The 19,251-nt window shown below is 41.6% G+C and carries 18 protein-coding genes; 10 read left to right on the forward strand and 8 right to left on the reverse strand.

The annotated features are described in order from the left end of the window. The first annotated feature begins 158 nt into the window (after window positions 1-158). Together GJB62_RS09455 and GJB62_RS09460 are read left to right on the forward strand one after the other, a co-directional pair. Window positions 159-848, forward strand: coding sequence for an SDR family NAD(P)-dependent oxidoreductase (locus GJB62_RS09455; protein WP_114084302.1), 690 nt, complete (start codon window positions 159-161; stop codon window positions 846-848). Window positions 849-882: 34 nt separating this feature from the next. Beyond that, window positions 883-1,650: a class I SAM-dependent methyltransferase gene (locus GJB62_RS09460; protein ID WP_114084301.1), complete on the forward strand. Its 768-nt coding sequence runs from the start codon at window positions 883-885 to the stop codon at window positions 1,648-1,650. 90 nt (window positions 1,651-1,740) lie between these two features. Here the strand turns inward: GJB62_RS09460 and GJB62_RS09465 are convergent, their stop codons facing one another. Next, complete coding sequence (locus GJB62_RS09465) at window positions 1,741-2,706, reverse strand: class I SAM-dependent methyltransferase (protein ID WP_114084300.1); 966 nt, start codon at window positions 2,704-2,706, stop codon at window positions 1,741-1,743. A 334-nt stretch (window positions 2,707-3,040) separates the two neighbouring features. Between GJB62_RS09465 and GJB62_RS09470 the strand changes: the two genes are divergently transcribed. After that, entirely contained in the window at window positions 3,041-3,739 is a 699-nt protein-coding gene (locus tag GJB62_RS09470) for a glutathione binding-like protein (protein WP_114084299.1), read from the forward strand. 620 nt (window positions 3,740-4,359) lie between these two features. Continuing rightward, window positions 4,360-5,217 (forward strand): 1-acyl-sn-glycerol-3-phosphate acyltransferase, encoded by an 858-nt coding sequence (locus tag GJB62_RS09475; protein ID WP_114084298.1) that lies wholly within the window; start codon window positions 4,360-4,362, stop codon window positions 5,215-5,217. A 210-nt stretch (window positions 5,218-5,427) separates the two neighbouring features. On the opposite strand, the gene GJB62_RS09480 is transcribed toward GJB62_RS09475, so the two are convergent. The 4 genes from GJB62_RS09480 to acs all read right to left on the reverse strand — a co-directional run bounded on the left by GJB62_RS09480 (window position 5,428) and on the right by acs (window position 9,785). Next, entirely contained in the window at window positions 5,428-5,688 is a 261-nt protein-coding gene (locus GJB62_RS09480; protein ID WP_012412483.1) for a MoaD/ThiS family protein, read from the reverse strand. A 119-nt stretch (window positions 5,689-5,807) separates the two neighbouring features. Beyond that, on the reverse strand, window positions 5,808-6,566 hold the full coding sequence (locus GJB62_RS09485) for a Uma2 family endonuclease (RefSeq protein ID WP_114084297.1): 759 nt from the start codon (window positions 6,564-6,566) through the stop codon (window positions 5,808-5,810). Between the two features lie 450 nt (window positions 6,567-7,016). Then, a complete protein-coding gene (locus GJB62_RS09495; protein WP_114084295.1) occupies window positions 7,017-7,697 on the reverse strand; it encodes a tetratricopeptide repeat protein in 681 nt (226 codons plus the stop codon). A gap of 117 nt (window positions 7,698-7,814) precedes the next feature. After that, window positions 7,815-9,785 (reverse strand): acetate--CoA ligase, encoded by a 1,971-nt coding sequence (gene acs, locus GJB62_RS09500; RefSeq protein ID WP_114084294.1) that lies wholly within the window; start codon window positions 9,783-9,785, stop codon window positions 7,815-7,817. 232 nt (window positions 9,786-10,017) lie between these two features. On the opposite strand from acs, the gene GJB62_RS09505 reads away from it, so the two are divergent. From GJB62_RS09505 to GJB62_RS09520, 4 genes are all read left to right on the forward strand, one after another. Beyond that, complete coding sequence (locus GJB62_RS09505) at window positions 10,018-10,662, forward strand: restriction endonuclease subunit R (protein ID WP_114084293.1); 645 nt, start codon at window positions 10,018-10,020, stop codon at window positions 10,660-10,662. Between the two features lie 22 nt (window positions 10,663-10,684). Further along, the gene (locus GJB62_RS09510) at window positions 10,685-11,434 is read left to right on the forward strand and encodes a Uma2 family endonuclease (RefSeq protein WP_114084292.1); all 750 of its coding nucleotides are present in this window, start codon (window positions 10,685-10,687) and stop codon (window positions 11,432-11,434) included. Between the two features lie 91 nt (window positions 11,435-11,525). Then, window positions 11,526-12,218 (forward strand): hypothetical protein, encoded by a 693-nt coding sequence (locus GJB62_RS09515; RefSeq protein WP_179072837.1) that lies wholly within the window; start codon window positions 11,526-11,528, stop codon window positions 12,216-12,218. Between the two features lie 67 nt (window positions 12,219-12,285). After that, a complete protein-coding gene (locus GJB62_RS09520) occupies window positions 12,286-12,726 on the forward strand; it encodes a hypothetical protein (protein ID WP_114084290.1) in 441 nt (146 codons plus the stop codon). A 489-nt stretch (window positions 12,727-13,215) separates the two neighbouring features. Here the strand turns inward: GJB62_RS09520 and GJB62_RS09530 are convergent, their stop codons facing one another. Both GJB62_RS09530 and GJB62_RS09535 read right to left on the reverse strand, forming a co-directional pair. After that, window positions 13,216-14,286: a WD40 repeat domain-containing protein gene (locus GJB62_RS09530; protein ID WP_245246125.1), complete on the reverse strand. Its 1,071-nt coding sequence runs from the start codon at window positions 14,284-14,286 to the stop codon at window positions 13,216-13,218. Window positions 14,287-14,415: 129 nt separating this feature from the next. Beyond that, window positions 14,416-14,982: a ferric reductase-like transmembrane domain-containing protein gene (locus GJB62_RS09535; protein WP_114084287.1), complete on the reverse strand. Its 567-nt coding sequence runs from the start codon at window positions 14,980-14,982 to the stop codon at window positions 14,416-14,418. Between the two features lie 573 nt (window positions 14,983-15,555). Here GJB62_RS09535 and GJB62_RS09540 point away from each other — a divergent pair. Continuing rightward, a complete protein-coding gene (locus GJB62_RS09540) occupies window positions 15,556-16,278 on the forward strand; it encodes a DUF475 domain-containing protein (RefSeq protein WP_114084286.1) in 723 nt (240 codons plus the stop codon). A gap of 92 nt (window positions 16,279-16,370) precedes the next feature. Here the strand turns inward: GJB62_RS09540 and ndk are convergent, their stop codons facing one another. Next, window positions 16,371-16,820, reverse strand: a complete 450-nt coding sequence (gene ndk / locus GJB62_RS09545; RefSeq protein ID WP_012412496.1) for a nucleoside-diphosphate kinase — start codon at window positions 16,818-16,820, stop codon at window positions 16,371-16,373. Window positions 16,821-17,058: 238 nt separating this feature from the next. Between ndk and speA the strand changes: the two genes are divergently transcribed. After that, window positions 17,059-19,077 (forward strand): biosynthetic arginine decarboxylase, encoded by a 2,019-nt coding sequence (gene speA, locus GJB62_RS09550; protein ID WP_012412497.1) that lies wholly within the window; start codon window positions 17,059-17,061, stop codon window positions 19,075-19,077. Window positions 19,078-19,251: the final 174 nt, after the last annotated feature.

The raw sequence follows: 19,251 nt of genomic DNA on the forward strand, positions 1-19,251 counted from the left end.
ACCTACATAAATTAAATATATCTTTTAAAAAACTCTAGGTTTCAACATAGATGAGGTTTATTTTCAGTCACGCTCAATTCTTAATCTATGAATGTTTTAATCGAATGGCATTAAGAAAAACTCTAAGCTAGGCAGAATAAGCACTACAGGTTTAAAATATGGCAACAACAGCTTTAATTGTCGGCGCAGGTAGTGGACTGAGTGCATCTTTAGCCCGTCTATTTGCCAAAGAAGGATTCACCGTAGCTTTAGCGGCTCGTCAAATTGAAAAACTCACTCAATTGACTAGTGAAATTGACGCGGTTAGTTTCGCTGCTGATGTCTCAAAGCCGAATGAAGTAGAACAATTATTTATTGATATTGATAATAAAATTGGTTCCCCAAATGTTGTTATTTACAATCCCAGTTTTCGGGTGCGGGGGCCTCTTATTGATTTAGACCCTGGTGAGGTGGCAAAAACCTTAGATGTAACTGCTTATGGTGGCTTTCTTGTGGCCCAAGCTGCTACCAAAAGATTTTTGCAGCTTGGTGGTGGTGCTATATTTTTTACTGGAGCCTCAGCGAGTATTAAGGGTTATGCTCAGTCTGCTCCCTTTGCAATGGGTAAATTTGCACTGCGCGGTTTGGCTCAGAGTATTGCTAGGGAATTAGCACCAAAGAATATTCATGTGGCGCATTTCGTGATTGATGGGGCAATTCGTTCAGCAGTTCGCCAAGATCCAGTAGATAATCCTGATAGTACTCTTGACCCAGATGCGATCGCTCAAACTTATCTCAGTATTCTACGCCAGCCCCGCAGTGCTTGGACTTATGAAGTAGAACTACGTCCTTGGGTAGAGAACTTCTAACCTAGACAATTGTTACAAAAATGGTTTTGCAGGTATGAAAATTGATTTTGGTGCAACTGCTGTTGATTACGCAAAACACCGCGCTGGCTTTCCCAGTTCATTATTTAATAAACTGTCTGAATATGGTATAGGTTTACCAGGACAGAATATTGTTGACCTTGGTACAGGAACAGGAACACTAGCGCGGGGTTTTGCTGATAGAGGTGCTTATGTAATTGGCATAGATCCATCAGCATCACTTTTAGAACAAGCGAGACAGTTAAGCGAATCAACCCAAATCAAAGTAGATTATCGAGTCGCAACTGCCGAAAATACCGAGTTACCAGATGCAAGTGCTGATGTAATCACTGCTGGACAGTGTTGGCATTGGTTTGATCGTCCCCGTGCTGTCCAAGAAGTTACTCGAATATTGAGAAAAAATGGCTCAATTGCGATCGCTCATTTTGATTGGATACCTTTAAAAGGCAATGTCGTCGAAGCCACAGAACAACTGATTCAGGCTCATAATCCCGCGTGGAATCTGGCCGGCGGTAATGGCTTACATCCCCTGTGGTTACAGGATATTGGCGAAGTTGGATTCCGAGAAATCCGCACATTTTCTTATGATGTATTTGTATCTTATACACAGGTCGCTTGGCGGGGAAGAATTCGGGCGAGTGCTGGCGTGGGAGCCAGCTTGACACCAGAAAAAGTAGAAATATTTGACCAAGAATTGGCAACATTACTCGAAGCAAAATTTCCCACACCAATCCTTCAGGTTCACCATAGAGTTTGGGCAGCGATCGCTAAATCACCGCTATGAAAAAATATAATTGAAGCTCTATGTTTCATTCAGAGAAAGCCATGACTAGCGACAGATAGCCAGTCGCCAGTCATGGCTTATAATACAAAACTAGTTGCCCTTGATAGGTTTGATTCTAGCGATCGCTTGTAGTAACATTTTTGGCAGCCAGAAAAGATAACAATATAGTTGTTTTGCCTGACTATAAAGCGAGAATAACTTTGCTTCACTCAATAAAGTAAATGGCCGAACTGCTCTGAGAATTTCTGCAAATTTATCTTCAGTCGCAGTTTTAACTGAACCACTGACAAAATAACCTTGTAAATGTGGAGGTAAGGGCCAGTTAATATTAGGATCTGGCTGATGTATTACAGGCTCAACATTTCCCCGCCATGCAACTCCCATAATTTGCATGGTTTGATACACCATTGTGTTCCATCCTTTGTCTCTGAAGTAATCCAAGCCTTGTCCTACATCAGGAGAAGCTAAATCATGAAATAAAATTAAAGCATCTGCTTCTGCAAATTGTTCGCAAATAATTGCATCATTGAGCGGAGCCGGAGCTTCGTGATTACCATCTATAAATATCAATGACCATTTACGTTGAAATTTATTTGCTATCTCTTCTACTTTTTCAGGGCTGCATCCTGGTATTAGATTCACAGATTCCTTAACGCCTGCTGACTTTAGTGACTCTGTAACGCTTTCATTAAATAATTGTTCGGATAGCATCGGATCAATTACATCTAATTCCACCCCTCCTAGAGCCAAGTGACAGGCTGACCAACCCATCCAGCAACCTATTTCTAAAGCTTTTTCTCCCCGAAATTTCAAGGCCGTATTGTATAAAATATGAGCTTCATCTCTGCTCACAAATCCTACCTTTTGCCGTCGTTTATCCACATACCAGTTATGAGTAATATCCCGCCGTAAATAAAGCCAAAAAGAATCATATTTATTTCCTAAAATTATATTGGGAAAATATAAATCTGGCTGGATAGTGGAAAATCCTGACGAAACATAATCTCCTTTTGGCAATAAGTTTCCTTCAATCACTTTGACTGTCTTTTCACTCATAAGTTACTCTCTAAGTATTTGAAATTCTAGGTTGTGGGGTTACAATTCAACTGGTCGCGGCGATAGCATACCCCTACGGGGGATCTTACTAAGCACAGCGTCTCATAGAGAGGAACACCGCTCTGATAATCGAGACTGGGACTGTGAATATATTCCAAAATTTGGGAAGGGTTAAAGCCCCGAACATAATTTTTCACTTCTTACTCAATCCCCAATCCCTTTTACTTTTCACCGTTTTTGTCCTCTTTTTTTCAGATTTTATGATAAATCAGAAAAAAAGAGATGTCTGCACCATTCACTTAAAAAGAATCGCACAATTTTAGGACAAATAACCATGATCGATCTTTATTATTGGACAACCCCAAACGGTCATAAAATTACGATTTTCCTGGAAGAAGTCGGCTTGCAATATACCATAAATCCTGTGAATATTGGAGCTGGAGATCAATTTAAGCCTGAATTTTTGAAGATTTCTCCTAACAATCGTATCCCTGCGATCGTTGACCACGAACCAGTAGATGGAGGTGCGCCGATTTCGGTATTTGAATCTGGGGCAATCTTGCTATATTTGGCAGAAAAAACCGGGAAATTAATCCCGCAAGATTTACGCCAACGCACTCAAGTTTTAGAATGGTTGTTCTGGCAAATGAGCGGGCTAGGGCCAATGGCAGGACAAAATCATCACTTTAGCGCCTATGCTCCCGAAAAAATTGAATATGCCATTAACCGCTACGTGAATGAGACGGGACGTTTATATGGAGTGCTGAATAAGCAACTAGCAGATAGAGAATTTGTGGCTGGCGATTATTCCATCGCCGATATTGCTGCTTATCCCTGGATTGTGCCCTATGAACGCCAAAGTCAGAATCTAGAGGATTTTCCTCACCTCAAGCGCTGGTTTGAGACAATTAAAGCTCGTCCGGCAACAATTCGCGCCTACGAGAAAGCAGAAGCATTGAAAACTCAACCACTTGATCCAGATAAGTCACGAGATTTGTTATTTAACCAGTCGGCAAAGACTATTCAACCTTGAGCGTTTTGGGCTTGAATAAGAATTCAGAATAGGACTTACGCAAAATATCTCTCAAACTCTTATTTCTCCGTGTCCTCTGCGCCTCTGTGGTTAGTTATTCCGTAACTCTTGCGTAAGTCCTACAGAAGTCAGAATGAAGACGCGACTCGAAAATACATCGTTACCGCTCCGCTATCCGCCAGTCATACAGAATTCATTCTGTTAGCGGATAGCTAAGGTTTAGCCCATTCTGACTCCTGACTCCTAAATTCTGTTTGATAAAACAATTAGGAGGATTGTGTGGGCTGGTTAGTACCGGAAGCAGCAGGTAGAGCCATTTCGCTTTTTGGATGTCAACTTCAGCTTTGCTACCACTAGCGGTTAGTACCGGAAGCAGCAGGTAGAGCCATTTCGCTGTTTATAGCTTTTTTGTTAGACAGGGAATCGCGCAGCAGTATTTGGTAGGATTGTGGATAACTTCGGCTACATCTATTGTTTTATTCTGGTTGGTATAGCGATCGCTCTGTTCTGGGTTTGGCTAGTCAAGCAAAAGCAATACAGCACTTGAAAGTCAGGTTAATTTAGTTTTAATTCAAGACTTGCCGCGTCTCCCGAAGTTCCGATCTTGTTAAAATGTATCGATGTCAAAAAAGCAACATCTCTTAAAGAAAAAACCCGGTTGGTCTTTGGATGAGCGAGATCCAAAGTTCATAGAATCTCTGATGCCTTTATTAGGCTTTTTCTATAAGTACTATTTTCAAGTGCAAACTAGTGGCTGGGAAAATATTCCATCCCAAGAAAAAGTCTTATTTGTCGGTTCGCATAATGGAGGACTGGCGGCTCCCGATATGGGAATGGTCATGTATGACTGGTTCAGACGATTTGGTACGGAGAAACCCGTTTATGGTTTAATGCATCCCAAAGCTTGGCAGGTTAGCCAACCACTAGCGCAAATAGCTGCCAAGGCTGGAGCAATCATAGCTCATCCAAAAATGGCCTACACTGCGTTGCACTCTGGCGCTAGTGTGCTGGTTTATCCAGGTGGAGCCGAAGATGTGTTTCGACCACATTATTTGCGTAACAAAATCTACTTTGCAGGGCGACAAGGATTTATCAAGTTAGCATTGCGAGAAAATGTGCCGATTGTACCTGTAATTTCCTGGGGCGCTCACGATACGCTGATTGTACTGGCTGACTTCTACAAAGTTGTGCAGCAACTCCACGAATGGGGAATGCCTTGGCTGCTTGGGATTGATCCAGAAGTTTTTCCGATCTATCTCGGATTGCCTTGGGGATTAGCAATTGGTCCATTGCCCAACATTCCATTACCTGTGCCCATGTACACACGGGTTTGTCCGCCGATTGTATTTGAACGCTATGGTCGAGAAGCAGCTAGCGATCGCCACTATGTCAATGAATGTTATGAATTAGTTGTGAGCCAGATGCAAGAAGAGTTAGATAACTTAGTCAAGATAACTGCTGAGTCGAATAGTAGGTAAGGGGGCAAGGGGCAGGAGATAAGAACTTACTTTATATATGTGATTTTGAGTCCTGCATTTTGCACCTCACTTACTTTCAATCTGCTGTAATACTTAACCATGACTTACGCAAAATAATGAAAAAACGAACCACAGAGGGCGCAGAGGACACGGAGAAATAAGAGTTTCAGAGAGTTCTTGCGTAAGTCCTATTAACTCCTAACTATTTTCCTAGCCGCCGCTAACTGGTGGAATCAATACGACTTCATCCCCATCTTGTAATAGGGTATCTGGTTCAACAAATATTAAATTAATCCCGAAGCGGGTGATGTCTCGCCATTGGGAAAGTTCAGGGTGTTCGGCTATGAGGCGATCGCATACTGCTTTAACTGGCATACTATTGGGAAATTCCAGTACAAGTTCCGAAACCTTAAAGGCTTCTTGATAAGCAGCGAACAATTTGACGGTAACGGTGATTGCAGATTTAGACATACAATATGTTTTGGCAGTACCAGCAAGTAATTTAATGCTTGACAAGCACCCTGAACTGTTGGGCTTAATTATACATTAATAACTAGCAAATTTGTATTATTGGTAGATAATTATGTTTCCTAATCCAACATTTCTAGGTCAATTCCTAAAGCGTTGAGTTGTTCAGCAGAGAGAGTACGCAATTTCTCTACAATTCTCTCCCGCTTTTGTCGCTCAATCACAGCCCGTTCCTCACCCGTTAGCAGTAAATTTCCTTGTGCATTCCACCAGCGCAACCAAGGTAACTCTGCATTTTGATAAAATCCTTGCCAGATTCCTAACTCTACACCCATAGGAACAATTGGGTAATGTCCTCGTTCATTGGGTTGCATTCGTTCATAAGTATTATCTATTAGGTGATAAACTTCCACTTGCGCTTTTGCTACTTCATAAATCCCATAATAAGGCACTCGAATTGCCTGTTCATAAACCCAAAATTTACCAACATTTCCACCTTCACCTTGAGATGGCGGTGTGTTATTTCGTTCTTCTGAACCATCTCCAGAGACAAATTCAATCACAATCAAGGGCGCGACATACTCCTTCCACAGCACATAAGAACGCCGTGTTTTACCTTCAAGGGTTGGCGGTACATTGGGTACATAAAACCAATCTGGTGCTTCAGCCCCTTTCTCTGGAGGATCTGTCAATCGCCAGTAGATACCTAAATCTTGCCCAATACAATATTGACTATCAGGATGAAGTTCCTCTAAGACAAGTTTAATCGAGTCAGTAAGTAAGATACTTTGGGGATGCTCTTGCCAGTTTTTCACGAATGTACCGTCTGAGTCTGGTAACTGGGTGTGGTCAGGTAAAGTTAATGCCGATAGGGAAGTCATAGGCTTTAACCAATGGGTTGTCTGATTCTTATTGTAGATTGCTATTTTGCTATTTTTGAATAGACGTGCGCTAAGTTAAATGCCATTTATATAACAAAAGTCAATCTTTCTATATGAAAAAAGCTATTACGATTATTGTGGATATTCTCTATATTCTCACAATCATTGGCAGAACGTTCCCAGACTACCTTTGTGTATCCTCCATCCATCTGAAAAATCACTTTTACAGTTTCTCTGGCTAACAGAAATATTTCATTCATGGCAATACTATTATTTTGTTTCGATGCTTTTAAGAGGGTGAGCTTTCTGTCCCACCCCATAATAATTACAAACCAGATGCCAAATTCCGCAGCAATAGACGCATAATACGCGATCGCACTCCTGGCAAAGCATCCTTAAAGACGATCGCAGCAACTCTTCTTAACTTTTATCTACTGAATAATATGATTTTCAGGAAACACTAGGATCTTCAGCAGTTTTGATCTCTTTTAAAATTCTTTCTACTTGGTTAACTTTTTCACCTCTATTCTGTGATTTGAAAATATTTAAAGCTTTTTCTAAAGAAGATAGCGCCTCGTCTTTTTTATTTGTTTGCCACAATGCTAGTGCAAAATTAGTCAGCCCTTCGCCATAATTAGGATTAATTTCCAGAGCTTTTTTATATTCAGTAATGGCTTCTTCCCAGCGACTTTGGCTAGCGTAAACCATACCGATCGCATTATAAGCTAGAGCGTATTTTGACTGAAGACGAATGGCTTCTTGATAGGCGCTAATTGCTTCTTCTGGTTTCTTTTGCCGAAAAAGCACATTTCCCAGTTGAAAGTGTCCAAAGGCATCGTCTGGGAATTTTTTAATTAACTTGCGGAAATTTTCCTCTGCACCTGTTAAGTCTCCCTGATTAAATAAAGCATTGGCTTGTTGCAGCATTTGCGATCGCTCTGATGGCCCTGTGTCTGAAAACTGGGCTAGTTTTTGTGGTTGTCTCTGTGCATTCTGTTCTGGCGAATGCAAAGAAACTTTTCCAGAAACCGCTAACGCTAATGGTGATAAACTAATTACAGTTAGAATACTCAGCATCATGCAGCTAAAAGGTTGAACAAATGCTGATTTGGGTTTGCTCTTCAGCTTCATCGCCCTCAATGCCTCAATAATGTTCTTATGTCCATCATAAAATGTGGGTGCGTTAGGTGAAATAGACCACAAGTAGGAACGCACATCTGTGCATCCCTACAAGGTCAATTGAATGATTTACGTACCTTCCCGCAATTTATCCAACACGCTTCTATCTTCTAATGTTGAAGTATCACCAGATACCTCTTGCCCAGCAGCTAGATTCCGCAATAAGCGCCGCATAATTTTACCCGATCGCGTTTTGGGCAAAGCGTCGGTAAAGCGAATTTCTCCCGGACGTGCGATCGCACCAATTTCTTTCACAACGTGCTGCTTGAGTTCTTTACTCAGTTCTTCACTTCCCTGATAAGTACCTTCTAAAGTCACAAAAGCAACTACTTCTTCACCTTTGAGTTCATCCGGCTTACCCACTACCGCCGCTTCTGCAACGGCTGGATGAGAAACTAAGGCTGATTCTACTTCCATTGTACCAAGGCGATGTCCTGATACATTCAGTACGTCATCCACACGACCCATGACCCAGAAGTAACCGTCTTCATCTTGTCTTGCGCCATCACCAGCAAAGTAAGTATATTTACCATCTTGGGGTGGAATATGTTCCCAATAAGTGCGGCGGAAGCGTTCTGGATCGCCGTAGACTGTCCGCATCATTCCTGGCCACGGATGACGCACTGCTAGATAACCGCCTTCATTATTGGGTACGGTGTTTCCTTCTAAATCTACGACATCTGCAATAATTCCTGGGAAGGGAAGAGTTGCTGAACCTGGTTTGGTGGGAATTGCCCCTGGTAATGGTGTAATCATGATACCGCCGGTTTCCGTTTGCCACCAGGTATCAACAATTGGACAGCGATCGCCACCAATTACTTTCTGATACCACATCCAAGCTTCTGGGTTAATGGGTTCACCAACGCTTCCTAGCAAACGCAACGAAGACAAGTTTCGCGCGTTGGGATGGTGTTCACCCATTTTAATAAATGCCCGAATTGCCGTAGGTGCGGTATAAAAGATATTAACGCCGTATTTTTCAATTACATCCCAGAAACAGCCAGGATTAGAAGCACGAGGCGCACCTTCATACATCACCGTCGTTGCACCGTTGGAAAGTGGGCCGTAGACAATGTAACTATGTCCAGTAATCCAACCTACATCCGCAGTACACCAATATACATCTGTGTCTTGGAGATCGAATATCCACTTGGTGGTGATATGGGTATACAAATTATAACCAGCAGTTGTATGCACTACGCCCTTCGGTTTGCCGGTACTACCAGAAGTGTAGAGGACAAATAGCATATCTTCACTATCCATCGGTTCGGCGGGGCAATCTGCTGATACACCCTTTTGTAAATCATGCCACCAATGATCGCGTCCGCCCTGCATATAAGTTTCTTGTCCGGTACGCTTGACAACGAGGACATTTTCGACGCTAGGAACAGCACCATCAGCTAAGGCTTTATCTACCTGTTCTTTGAGAGGAACGATCGCATCTTTGCGCCAACCACCATCAGCCGTGATTACCAATTTAGCTGTAGCATCAATTAAGCGATCGCGCAAAGCTTCGGCACTAAAACCACCAAATACTACACCGTGGGGTGCGCCAATTCTGGCACAGGCTAACATTGCGATCGCAGCTTCGGGAATCATTGGCATATAAATTCCAACGCGATCGCCTTTTTGTACACCCAGTTGCTTCAATACATTGGCGAATTGGCAAACTTCCCGGTGTAGTTGGGCGTAAGTTAGGGTACGGGAATCACCTGGTTCTCCTTCCCAAATCAATGCTGCTTTATTTTTGCGCCAAGTAGTGAGATGTCTGTCAAGGCAGTTGTAAGAAATATTCATCTTACCGCCAACAAACCACTTTGCAAAAGGCGGTTGCCAATCTAGCACCGTGTCCCATTTTTGGAACCATTCTAATTCTGTTCCAGCCAAATCTGCCCAAAATTGCTGTGGATCGGCTTTGGCTTTTTCATAGAGACGCTTGTAGTCATCCAAGCTTTTAATATGGGCGTTCTGCGAGAATTCACTAGGAGGATGGAAGAGGCGGTTCTCTTGGAGGATTGATTCGATATTTGGTTCAGACATGGTTATTTATGAGTGCGATCGCTATTATTACTAAAAACTATTCTTAGCCCAGTTGTGCTAGACGGTGTTTAGATTTTCGTTAAGCTAGGTAAAAATTGCCGAGTTATTTAGTTTACATTCATTTTCATCTACCAAAACCGAGCGTTCGAGAAATGTAAAGACGTTACATTGCAGTCTATCTACCACGAATGTTGCAAAATATAAGTAGTCTTGACAAACAACGCCTGAAACTATGACGCTCACCGTCGAAGCTAGCAGCTTATCTCTCAATGATGTTCATCGCTTTCTTAAACTAGAAAAGCTTTCAAATGGTTCATTTACAGATTTCTTAAGGCTAGAACCACTCTCTGACTTTGAACAGCAGGATTTATTACGAATCAGAGACGACTTTGATCGTTATTTAAGCGCAGGTAAAATTTCTGAAGGTTTGGTTAAATTTATAACGATCGCGCCACTAATGCGGTTAGCAGGGTTTTATGATGTGCCGATTCGGTTGACAATGGAAGATAGCATTGCGATCGCTGTCGAAGATGAAGACAGAAGAATTACCGGACGGATGGATATTTTAGCAATCAACAGTTTTCAAAGTAATATTGCACCGCCATTTTGGGTTGTAGTGATTGAAACGAAAAACAGTGCGATTGAAGTGGGAGAAGGTTTACCTCAATTACTGACTTATGCTTTTAAGAGTTTAGAGCAACAACCATCTGTTTGGGGACTGGTAACTAACGGACTGCGTTATCAATTTGTTTATCTAAGACATGATGAGCAGTCAAATTATCAGTTAATGCCATTATTAAGTTTAAACGAATCTCCAGATGCAATAGAGTTATTGCAAGTTTTCAAAGCCATCTGCAAGTTAGCGAATTTTCAGTAAATAAATTGCGGAGCGATCGCTGATGTCTGAACCTGCTACTTTAGAATTCATCTCTAATGGTATTTCAGAAGACGAAGTTATTTTTCCTCCTGGTGATATACTGAGTGACGAGCCACCCTTGGAAAGTGACTTACACCGTGACCAAATCGATTTACTGATTCGCATACTTAAATTATGGTGGCGAAAAAGGCAAGATTTCTATGCTTCTGGCAATTTGACGATTTACTACAGTCCTAACCAGAAAACATCAGAATATTTTCGTGGCCCAGACTTTTTTGTAGTTTTGGGAACCCAGAAAAAAGACCGTAAGAGTTGGGTAGTTTGGCAAGAAGACGGCAAATATCCAAACGTGATTGTGGAAATTTTGTCAAGTTCAACGACAGCACTTGATAAAGGATTAAAAAAACAAGTTTATCAAGATACCTTCCGTACACCAGATTATTTCTGGTTTGACCCTGTAACAATGGAACTTCAGGGATTTCATTTAGTTGATGGCAAGTATCAAGAAATCCAAGTAACTACTGATGGACGTTTGTGGAGTCAGCAGTTAGAACTTTATTTGGGAGTTTATGAAGGTAAATTAAGATTCTTCACTACTGAAAATCAATTAATATTATCATCAGAAGAGTTAGCTGAACAAGAACGTTTACGTGCCCACCAAGCAGAAGAACGTGCCCAAGAGTCAGAAGAACGCGCCCAACAAGCAGAGCAAGAACTCGCTCGATTGCGGGAGGTATTACGCACAAAGGGCATTGACTTAGAGAATATTTGATGACATCAGGAAATTAATTAAGTACACTTTCAAGTTAAGATTTAGTTATTAGTGTGTAAAAAAGCGTTATCTTCTGAAAGTAGGGCCTCGTTTGCAAGCAACAGAGATTAAGGATAAGCTAAAGTCACTTACCCTGCAAGCTTCCTCGGTAGATCATAATTTGGCGAGAAGATTAGATGAAATCAATCGTTGGGTAAAGAATATCAAGCCAGGTTCCCTGACTGCAAAACCGTTTGTCATTGCATTTCTCTTAGAGGTAATTACGGATTCTACCATTTGGCTGATAATTAAATCCTTACCTTCGGAAGAAGAACAGAAAGCAAAGTTTGAGTTAATGACACCGATTGAGAGATATTGGTATGGTTATTTATTTCCTAGATGGATTAATGCAAGTGACTCCAAGTTTTATATTTGGAAACAAAAATTGATGGCAGGCGAATTTAATCAGGTAGATGATGATATCATTAAGTCAATAGCTCAAGATGTTGTAAGTCGAGAAGGTAGTTTTTGGCAGCGTTATATCGCCGACCTCTCTATGGCAACAGACCTAATTGTTAGTAGTCGTAACAATCAACCGCTTTGCATTCAAGTTACTAGTGTCTCTGAAGAACTTAATTACCAAAAGTACCAAGCTTGGCAAAATACACTGCGATCGTGGGAAATAGAGAGAGGATTGTTCTTAAGTTACAATCCCAAGGATACCAATTTTGTCAACCAGTTAGTCAACGTGGCCCTGTATAACAGTGATTACCTTTCTGGTGGCAAATATTTAAAATTTTCGTGAACTTTAAGGAATTTGATATTTCCGGTTTGTGTTCAGCCTACATACTTACTTGCTAATTACAGCTTTTATGGCTAACAAAAGAGAAACTCACTGCAACAATCAAGTGGATACATTTGCTGAAGCTTTAGCAACAGCGCGACAAATGCAGCAGAACTGGCTAACTTACGGAGTTAATTTTGTAAATTTTTACGTTGAAGATGTAGATGGAGACTGGCTAGAAACCTGGGGACATGACGAAATTTTAGGTAATTCTCAATTAGATACTATCAAAGAATTTTTGGTAAGTAATGATAGTGTGGCTGTGAAGGTAAGACAGTATTTAGGAGAGCGATCGCTGTTTGATTTTGCCGTAAACTTAGAAGAATCTTGGAGAATTTCTGAAACCAATAACAGGTTATCTGCGGTAAAAAATCTGTTAGCTGGTGAAGGACATAGTATTGATACAGATGATATTAGGTTATTGGATTTAGCAGATAGTCTGGTGGTAAAGTTGGCAGAGATTTTGTGAAATTTTTAGTTGCGTAGTGGTAGAGTAAATTTTGAAGTTTTATCTTGGTTGCGATAGGGTTGCATATAGGCGATCGCTTTTCCAGATAAGCTTTAATAATCTTGGGGATGTGCAATCTTGATCACTGTTACTAGCAAGGGTTGATCCTGAATCTGGTAAATAATGCGGTATTCACCCAAACGAACCTTATACAGCCGTTCAGTATCCTTCAATGGTTGAGCGTCTTTTGAATGTGGATTTAACTAAATCAGCAGAAGTCCTACATCTGACCTGTACCCAGGCAGTGTAGGATGAATGCGCGTGAATAAGGAATTGACCAACAAACGACATTGAACTACGTTAAATGTCGTTTGTTGGTCGTTGGCGAAGCCTCTCGTTCCAGTTAACAAAATATCCCGTCGTAGAGGCGCAAGGCCTTGCGCCCCTACAAATCTAGAAATAATTTGGGATAACTTATTTTTTGTAAGTCTTTAAATAGGAAAGCGGTTTTTACGTAGACGAGTTTTTCCTGAAGTCCAGCCTGGAAACTTTAGTAGTATCGCTAGGTACAGACCAAAGTTTGATGGTTTCGTCACTACTGCCACTTACTAGGGTTTTTCCGTTAGGACTGAAGGCCACAGACCATACAGATTTGCTATGTCCTGCAAAGTTGGCAAAGAGTTTGCCACTAGGTAAATTCCAGAGCTTGATTGTTCTGTCATAACTACCACTGGCTAAGGTTTGTCCATTAGGACTAAAGGCAACAGACCATACAGATTCAGAATGACCTGCTAGAGTGTGCAACAATTTGCCATCACCCAGCCGCCACAGTTTGATGGTTTTATCCATACTGCCACTGGCGAGGGTTTGTCCATCAGGACTGAAGGCAACAGAAGATACTCCTTGGGAATGCCCTGTAAGAGTCTGTATTAATGTCGGACTGCCAGTGTTTAGCTGCCAAATTCTAATGGAGTTATCTCTACTACCACTGGCTAACTTCTGGCTATCGGGGCTAAAAGCAACAGACTTTACCCAGCCCACATTCTGGAGTGTAAAGAGTTCTTTGCCTGTGTCTAAATTCCAGAGCTTAATCGTATTGTCAGCACTGCTACTAGCAAGTGATTTTCCGTTGGGACTTATAGCGATCGCTTCTACATCATCTTTATGCCCATCAAGGGTACGGATGAGAGTTCCTGTTTCCAGATTCCATAGTTTAATTCGATTATCCCAACTGCCACTAGCGAGTACACGGCGATCGCTGCTAATGGCTAAGGATACAACTGCATCAGCATGACCTTTAAAAGTGTGGAGTAACTTACCAGTGGGTAGATTCCAAATCTTGATTGTGCCATCATAGCTACCACTAGCCAAAGTATTACCATCTGGACTGATAGCGATCGCATAAATCCAGACTGAATGACCTTTGAGGGTTTGATAAGGTTGAATCATTGCCAAGGGCATAGCCCCAGGCGTGGCCATCTGGAATGGTAATAGTAAACGATAAGAGCTAAACCCAGCCAAGGTTGCTGTAGATGTAATTGCCAGCACAAGTGTAATTTTATTAATAATTGGATTTGACACCACAGAGGGACTCTCCATTTACACAATTTGAGCGACAAATAATATCAGAAAACAGCAGGCAGAAGAAATTGAAGCCTGTTTTAGCTTTCTCAAATAATTATTTACTTCTGCCATGTTGTACTCATGGAACTATCTGTTTTTTTGTCCTATTAAATCTGGCTGAGTTACTTTCTTAGCGTTTCTTTGTTGCTTATCCTGGTGTTCAATCCAAAGCCGGATGATAAACAAAACCGTGATTAAGATAGTAGCAACAAGGCTAATTGGTGTTAAATATGTCCAATGACCTGACATTTTATCCCAGATATGCCAAATCAAAATGATCATAGCTACATAAGTAAGCTTATGTAATTGCTTCCAATTCTTTTTCAGCTTTTTTACACTCCAATTATTAGAAGTTATAGAAAGGAGTGTAAAAATGATGAAAGTGCTTACACCCTGGATATATATCCAAAATGTATTGATGTCAAAAAAATCAAAGTTTCTCTTTTGAACCATTAGGAAACCATGACCTAAAGCTAAAAAGAAAGCTATAAGACCAATGTTTCGGCGGCGTTTTAGCAACCATTGGGGAATTCCAGTCTCTTTAGTTTGAGGAAGAACAATTCTAAAAATTGTCGGTATTAATGTACCTATATAACTAGCCAACGCGAGAAATCCTAGAATATTAGCTAGGGATGGTTCATCTATTGAAAGCATAATTAATCTCGGAAAATAAGATTTTTGACAATAGAAACTACAGGTATAAATAGTGAAACAAAACTTCCGCTCATCATAAGGTGATAGCAGATGAGCTAGGCATTTTAATCCCTAGAGTCAAGCCTATATATTTATCAGAGGCTAATTGAAAATTTATGCAATTTTGAAAAGAAATTACAACTATTGCTAAAATTATTTATGAGAGATAGACATCTGGTGAAAAAGAATATAAAGACATAGCACTGCTACTTCTCTACAAGAGTTATGGATTTAATTTCTGAAAATGCCTAATATTTGTAGCCTACCCTTCTTCTAACAAATAGGCTAGACGAACCGGAAATGCTTTGCATAACATGGACTATTGTGATCGCATTGAGCAAGATGTTAAAACTTCAGATGTATTGACTTATACGCAAATCACCCCACTGTGACTGCGATCGCACACATTCAACCCTCTTCAAAATCCACCATAAGCACGTTAAGCTGAATTAGAGTGACAATTTATTGCGCTTTTTAATATATAAATCTCTGAATCTTGTCAAATTTTAATTTTTTCTGCTTGAGAAACCCGGAATGCTAGACCGAATTTTTGATTACCTCGACTTTCATTTCAGCCTTGAAGCCCTTATAGTTCTGCTGATCCTGGTGCTTTTAGAGGCGCTTTTATCTGCCGACAATGCGATCGCTCTCGCTGCGATCGCAAAAGGGTTGGAAGACAAGGAACTTGAGCGTAAAGCCCTCAACTTTGGTTTAGTCGTTGCTTATGTACTGCGAATCAGCCTGATTCTGACTGCCACTTGGGTGCAAAAATTCTGGCAATTTGAATTATTGGGCGCTGCTTATCTGCTGTGGTTGGTATTTCAACACTTTACCTCGGAAGAATCTAAGGACGATCACCATCACGGGCCGCGTTTTAATTCATTGTTGCAAGCGATACCTGTGATTGCATTTACAGATTTGGCATTTTCTTTGGATAGTGTGACAACTGCGATCGCAGTTTCTCAAGAAAAATGGCTAGTGCTGACGGGTGCAACAATTGGTATTATTACGCTGCGATTTATGGCGGGATTGTTTATCCGTTGGCTAGACGAATACGAAAACCTAGAAGATGCAGGCTATGTAACTGTAGCGTTCGTAGGCTTGCGCCTGTTGTTGAAAGTGGTAAACGATAATTTAGTTCCACCAGAATGGATCATGATTACTGCCATCTTCCTGATTTTAGGCTGGGGATTTTCCAAGCGTGTTAACACTGAAGTGCCCCAATTAGAACCGGAGAAGAGTGAAGTCTCTAAATAAGAAGAGGGGAGAGGGAATAGGGTACAGGGTACAGGTACAGATTATTTCCCTATACCCTGTAACCTGTCACCTGTAACCTCTCCCCTAATGTCTTACTCGTGCAACCAAGGGGTTATGTGTGGTTGCCAATTGACTAATTCTTCATCTTTAAACCATAGGGCTATTTCCTGTTGTGCGGTTTCTGGAGCATCAGAACCGTGAATCAAGTTTCGACCAATATTGATGCCAAAATCACCGCGAATTGTTCCCGGTTCAGATGTTAAGGGGTTCGTGGCACCAATAATCTTTCTGGCAGATGCAACGACACCATCACCTTCCCATACCATCGCTACCACTGGGCTAGAAGTGATAAATTCGACTAGACTACCAAAAAAGGGACGTTCCCGGTGAACACCATAGTGTTGTTCAGCCAGTTCTTTACTGACTTTCAGGAACTTTAAACCAACTAGGGTAAAACCTTTAGTTTCAAAGCGACGGATAATTTCCCCCACTAATCCCCGTTGTACTCCGTCAGGCTTAATTGCTAAGAATGTGCGCTCCATTGCGATCTCCCAAAGCTTAATAAAGTTTTTATTTTGTCAATTGTCATTTGTCCTTTGTCCTTTGTCTTAAGTCTAAGGATTTTGCACTAATGACCAATGACCAATGACCAATGACTAATGACCAACGACTAATGACCAATCAGAGTTTATCTTAGAAATTATCCTTGGGTACATATACGTTCCCAAATGAATGCGTTAAATTGTTAAGTCGTGGGCGAAAAACAGAGGTTAGGAAGAAATGGGTGTTGAGTCAACTGCTACATCTGACGAGGTGGTACCAGTACCGTCCAATGGACAAAAATCTGAAGTGAAAAATCATAAACAAAAGAAACTTTTACCACCTAGTACTACCACAGGAAGTTTACCTCGCTCCTGGAAAATTGAGGATAGCGAAGAATTATACCGTATTGAAGGTTGGGGACAACCCTATTTTTCCATTAGCGCTGCTGGTCACGTCACCGTTTCACCCAAAGGCGATCGCGGGGGATCTCTCGACTTGTTTGAATTGGTTAACTCCATGAAACAGCGCAACTTGGGACTTCCGATGTTGATTCGCTTTTCCGATATTTTGGAAGACCGGATTGAACGGTTGAATGCTTGTTTTGCCAAAGCGATCGCCCGCTACAACTACCCTGGCGTATACCGGGGTGTGTTTCCTGTCAAATGCAACCAAGAGCGGCATTTGATTGAAGATTTAGTCAAGTTTGGCAAACCCCATCAATTTGGCTTAGAAGCTGGTTCCAAACCAGAATTAATGATTGCCCTGGCTGTCTTAGATACACCAGGAGCGTTGTTAGTTTGCAACGGCTACAAAGACCGAGAATACATCGAAACGGCAATGTTAGCCCAGAGATTAGGGCAAACACCAATTATCGTCTTAGAACAGATTGAAGAGGTTGATTTGGTGATTGATGCCAATCGCCAGTTAGGTATTAAACCGATTTTGGGTGTTCGGGCTAAACTCAGTACCCAAGGTATGGGACGTTGGGGAGCCTCTAGTGGCGATCGCGCTAAATTTGGTTTGACAATGCCTGAAGTAATTGAGGCTGTTGATAAGTTACGGGAAGCTAATCTGCTCGATTCTTTGCAATTGATGCACTTCCACATCGGCTCACAAATCTCTGCCATCAATGTAATTAAAGATGCCATCCAAGAAGCCAGCCGCATTTATGTGGAATTGGCGATGCTGGGGGCGGATATGAAATACCTTGATGTCGGTGGCGGCTTGGGTGTAGATTATGATGGCTCCCAAACCAACTTCTATGCGTCGAAAAATTACAACATGCAGAACTATGCCAACGACATCGTGGCAGAGTTAAAAGATACCTGTGCAGAGCGCCAAATTACCGTACCAACACTGATTAGCGAAAGTGGACGTGCGATCGCTTCCCATCAGTCGGTGCTGATTTTTGATGTTCTCAGTACTAGTGATGTCCCTCTCGATTCACCAGAACCTCCACAAGAGGGAGAATCCCCAATCATTAATTATCTTTGGGAAAGTTACCAATCTATCAACCAAGAGAATTACCAAGAGTTGTATCACGACGCGGCACAATTCAAAGAAGAGGCCATCAGCCGCTTCAACTTAGGAATTTTACGCCTCAGAGAACGAGCCAAAGCCGAACGGCTATACTGGGCTTGTTGTCAGAAAATTCTCAACATCACTAGGCAGCAAGAATACGTACCCGATGAACTAGAAGACCTTGAGAAAATCATGGCTTCCATCTACTACGTTAATATGTCAGTGTTTCAATCAGCACCAGATTGCTGGGCGATCGACCAGCTATTCCCCATCATGCCAATCCACCGTTTGGATGAAGAACCAATCCGGCGAGGAATTTTAGCAGACCTAACCTGCGATAGTGATGGTAAGATAGACCGCTTTATTGACCTGCGCGATGTCAAATCGGTTTTAGAACTACATACCTACAAGCCCGGAGAACCCTATTATTTAGGGATGTTCTTGAATGGAGCTTACCAAGAAATCATGGGCAATTTGCACAACCTATTTGGCGATACTAATGCTGTTCACATCCAATTAACGCCCAAAGGCTACCAGATTGAACACGTTGTCAAAGGTGACACCATGAGCGAAGTAGTAAGCTACGTTCAGTATGACTCCGAAGATATGGTGGAAAACATTCGCCAGCGTTGTGAGAAAGCATTAGAAGAAAAGCGTATCACCCTAGCAGAATCTCAGCGATTACTGCAAACTTACGAGCAGAGTCTCAGAAGATATACGTATCTGAATAGTTAGATTGGGAATTGGGAATTGGGGATTGGGCATTGGGAATTGGGGATTGGGGATTGGGGATTGGGAATTGGGGATTGGGAATTGGGGACAAGGGGAAAGACTTGTTTCAAATTCTCACTTCTTGTCCCCTTGTCCCCCTGCCCCCCTGCCCCCTGCCCCCTGCCTCTTCCCCATTCC

Source organism: Nostoc sp. ATCC 53789 (assembly GCF_009873495.1).
GTDB classification, from domain to species: domain Bacteria; phylum Cyanobacteriota; class Cyanobacteriia; order Cyanobacteriales; family Nostocaceae; genus Nostoc; species Nostoc muscorum_A.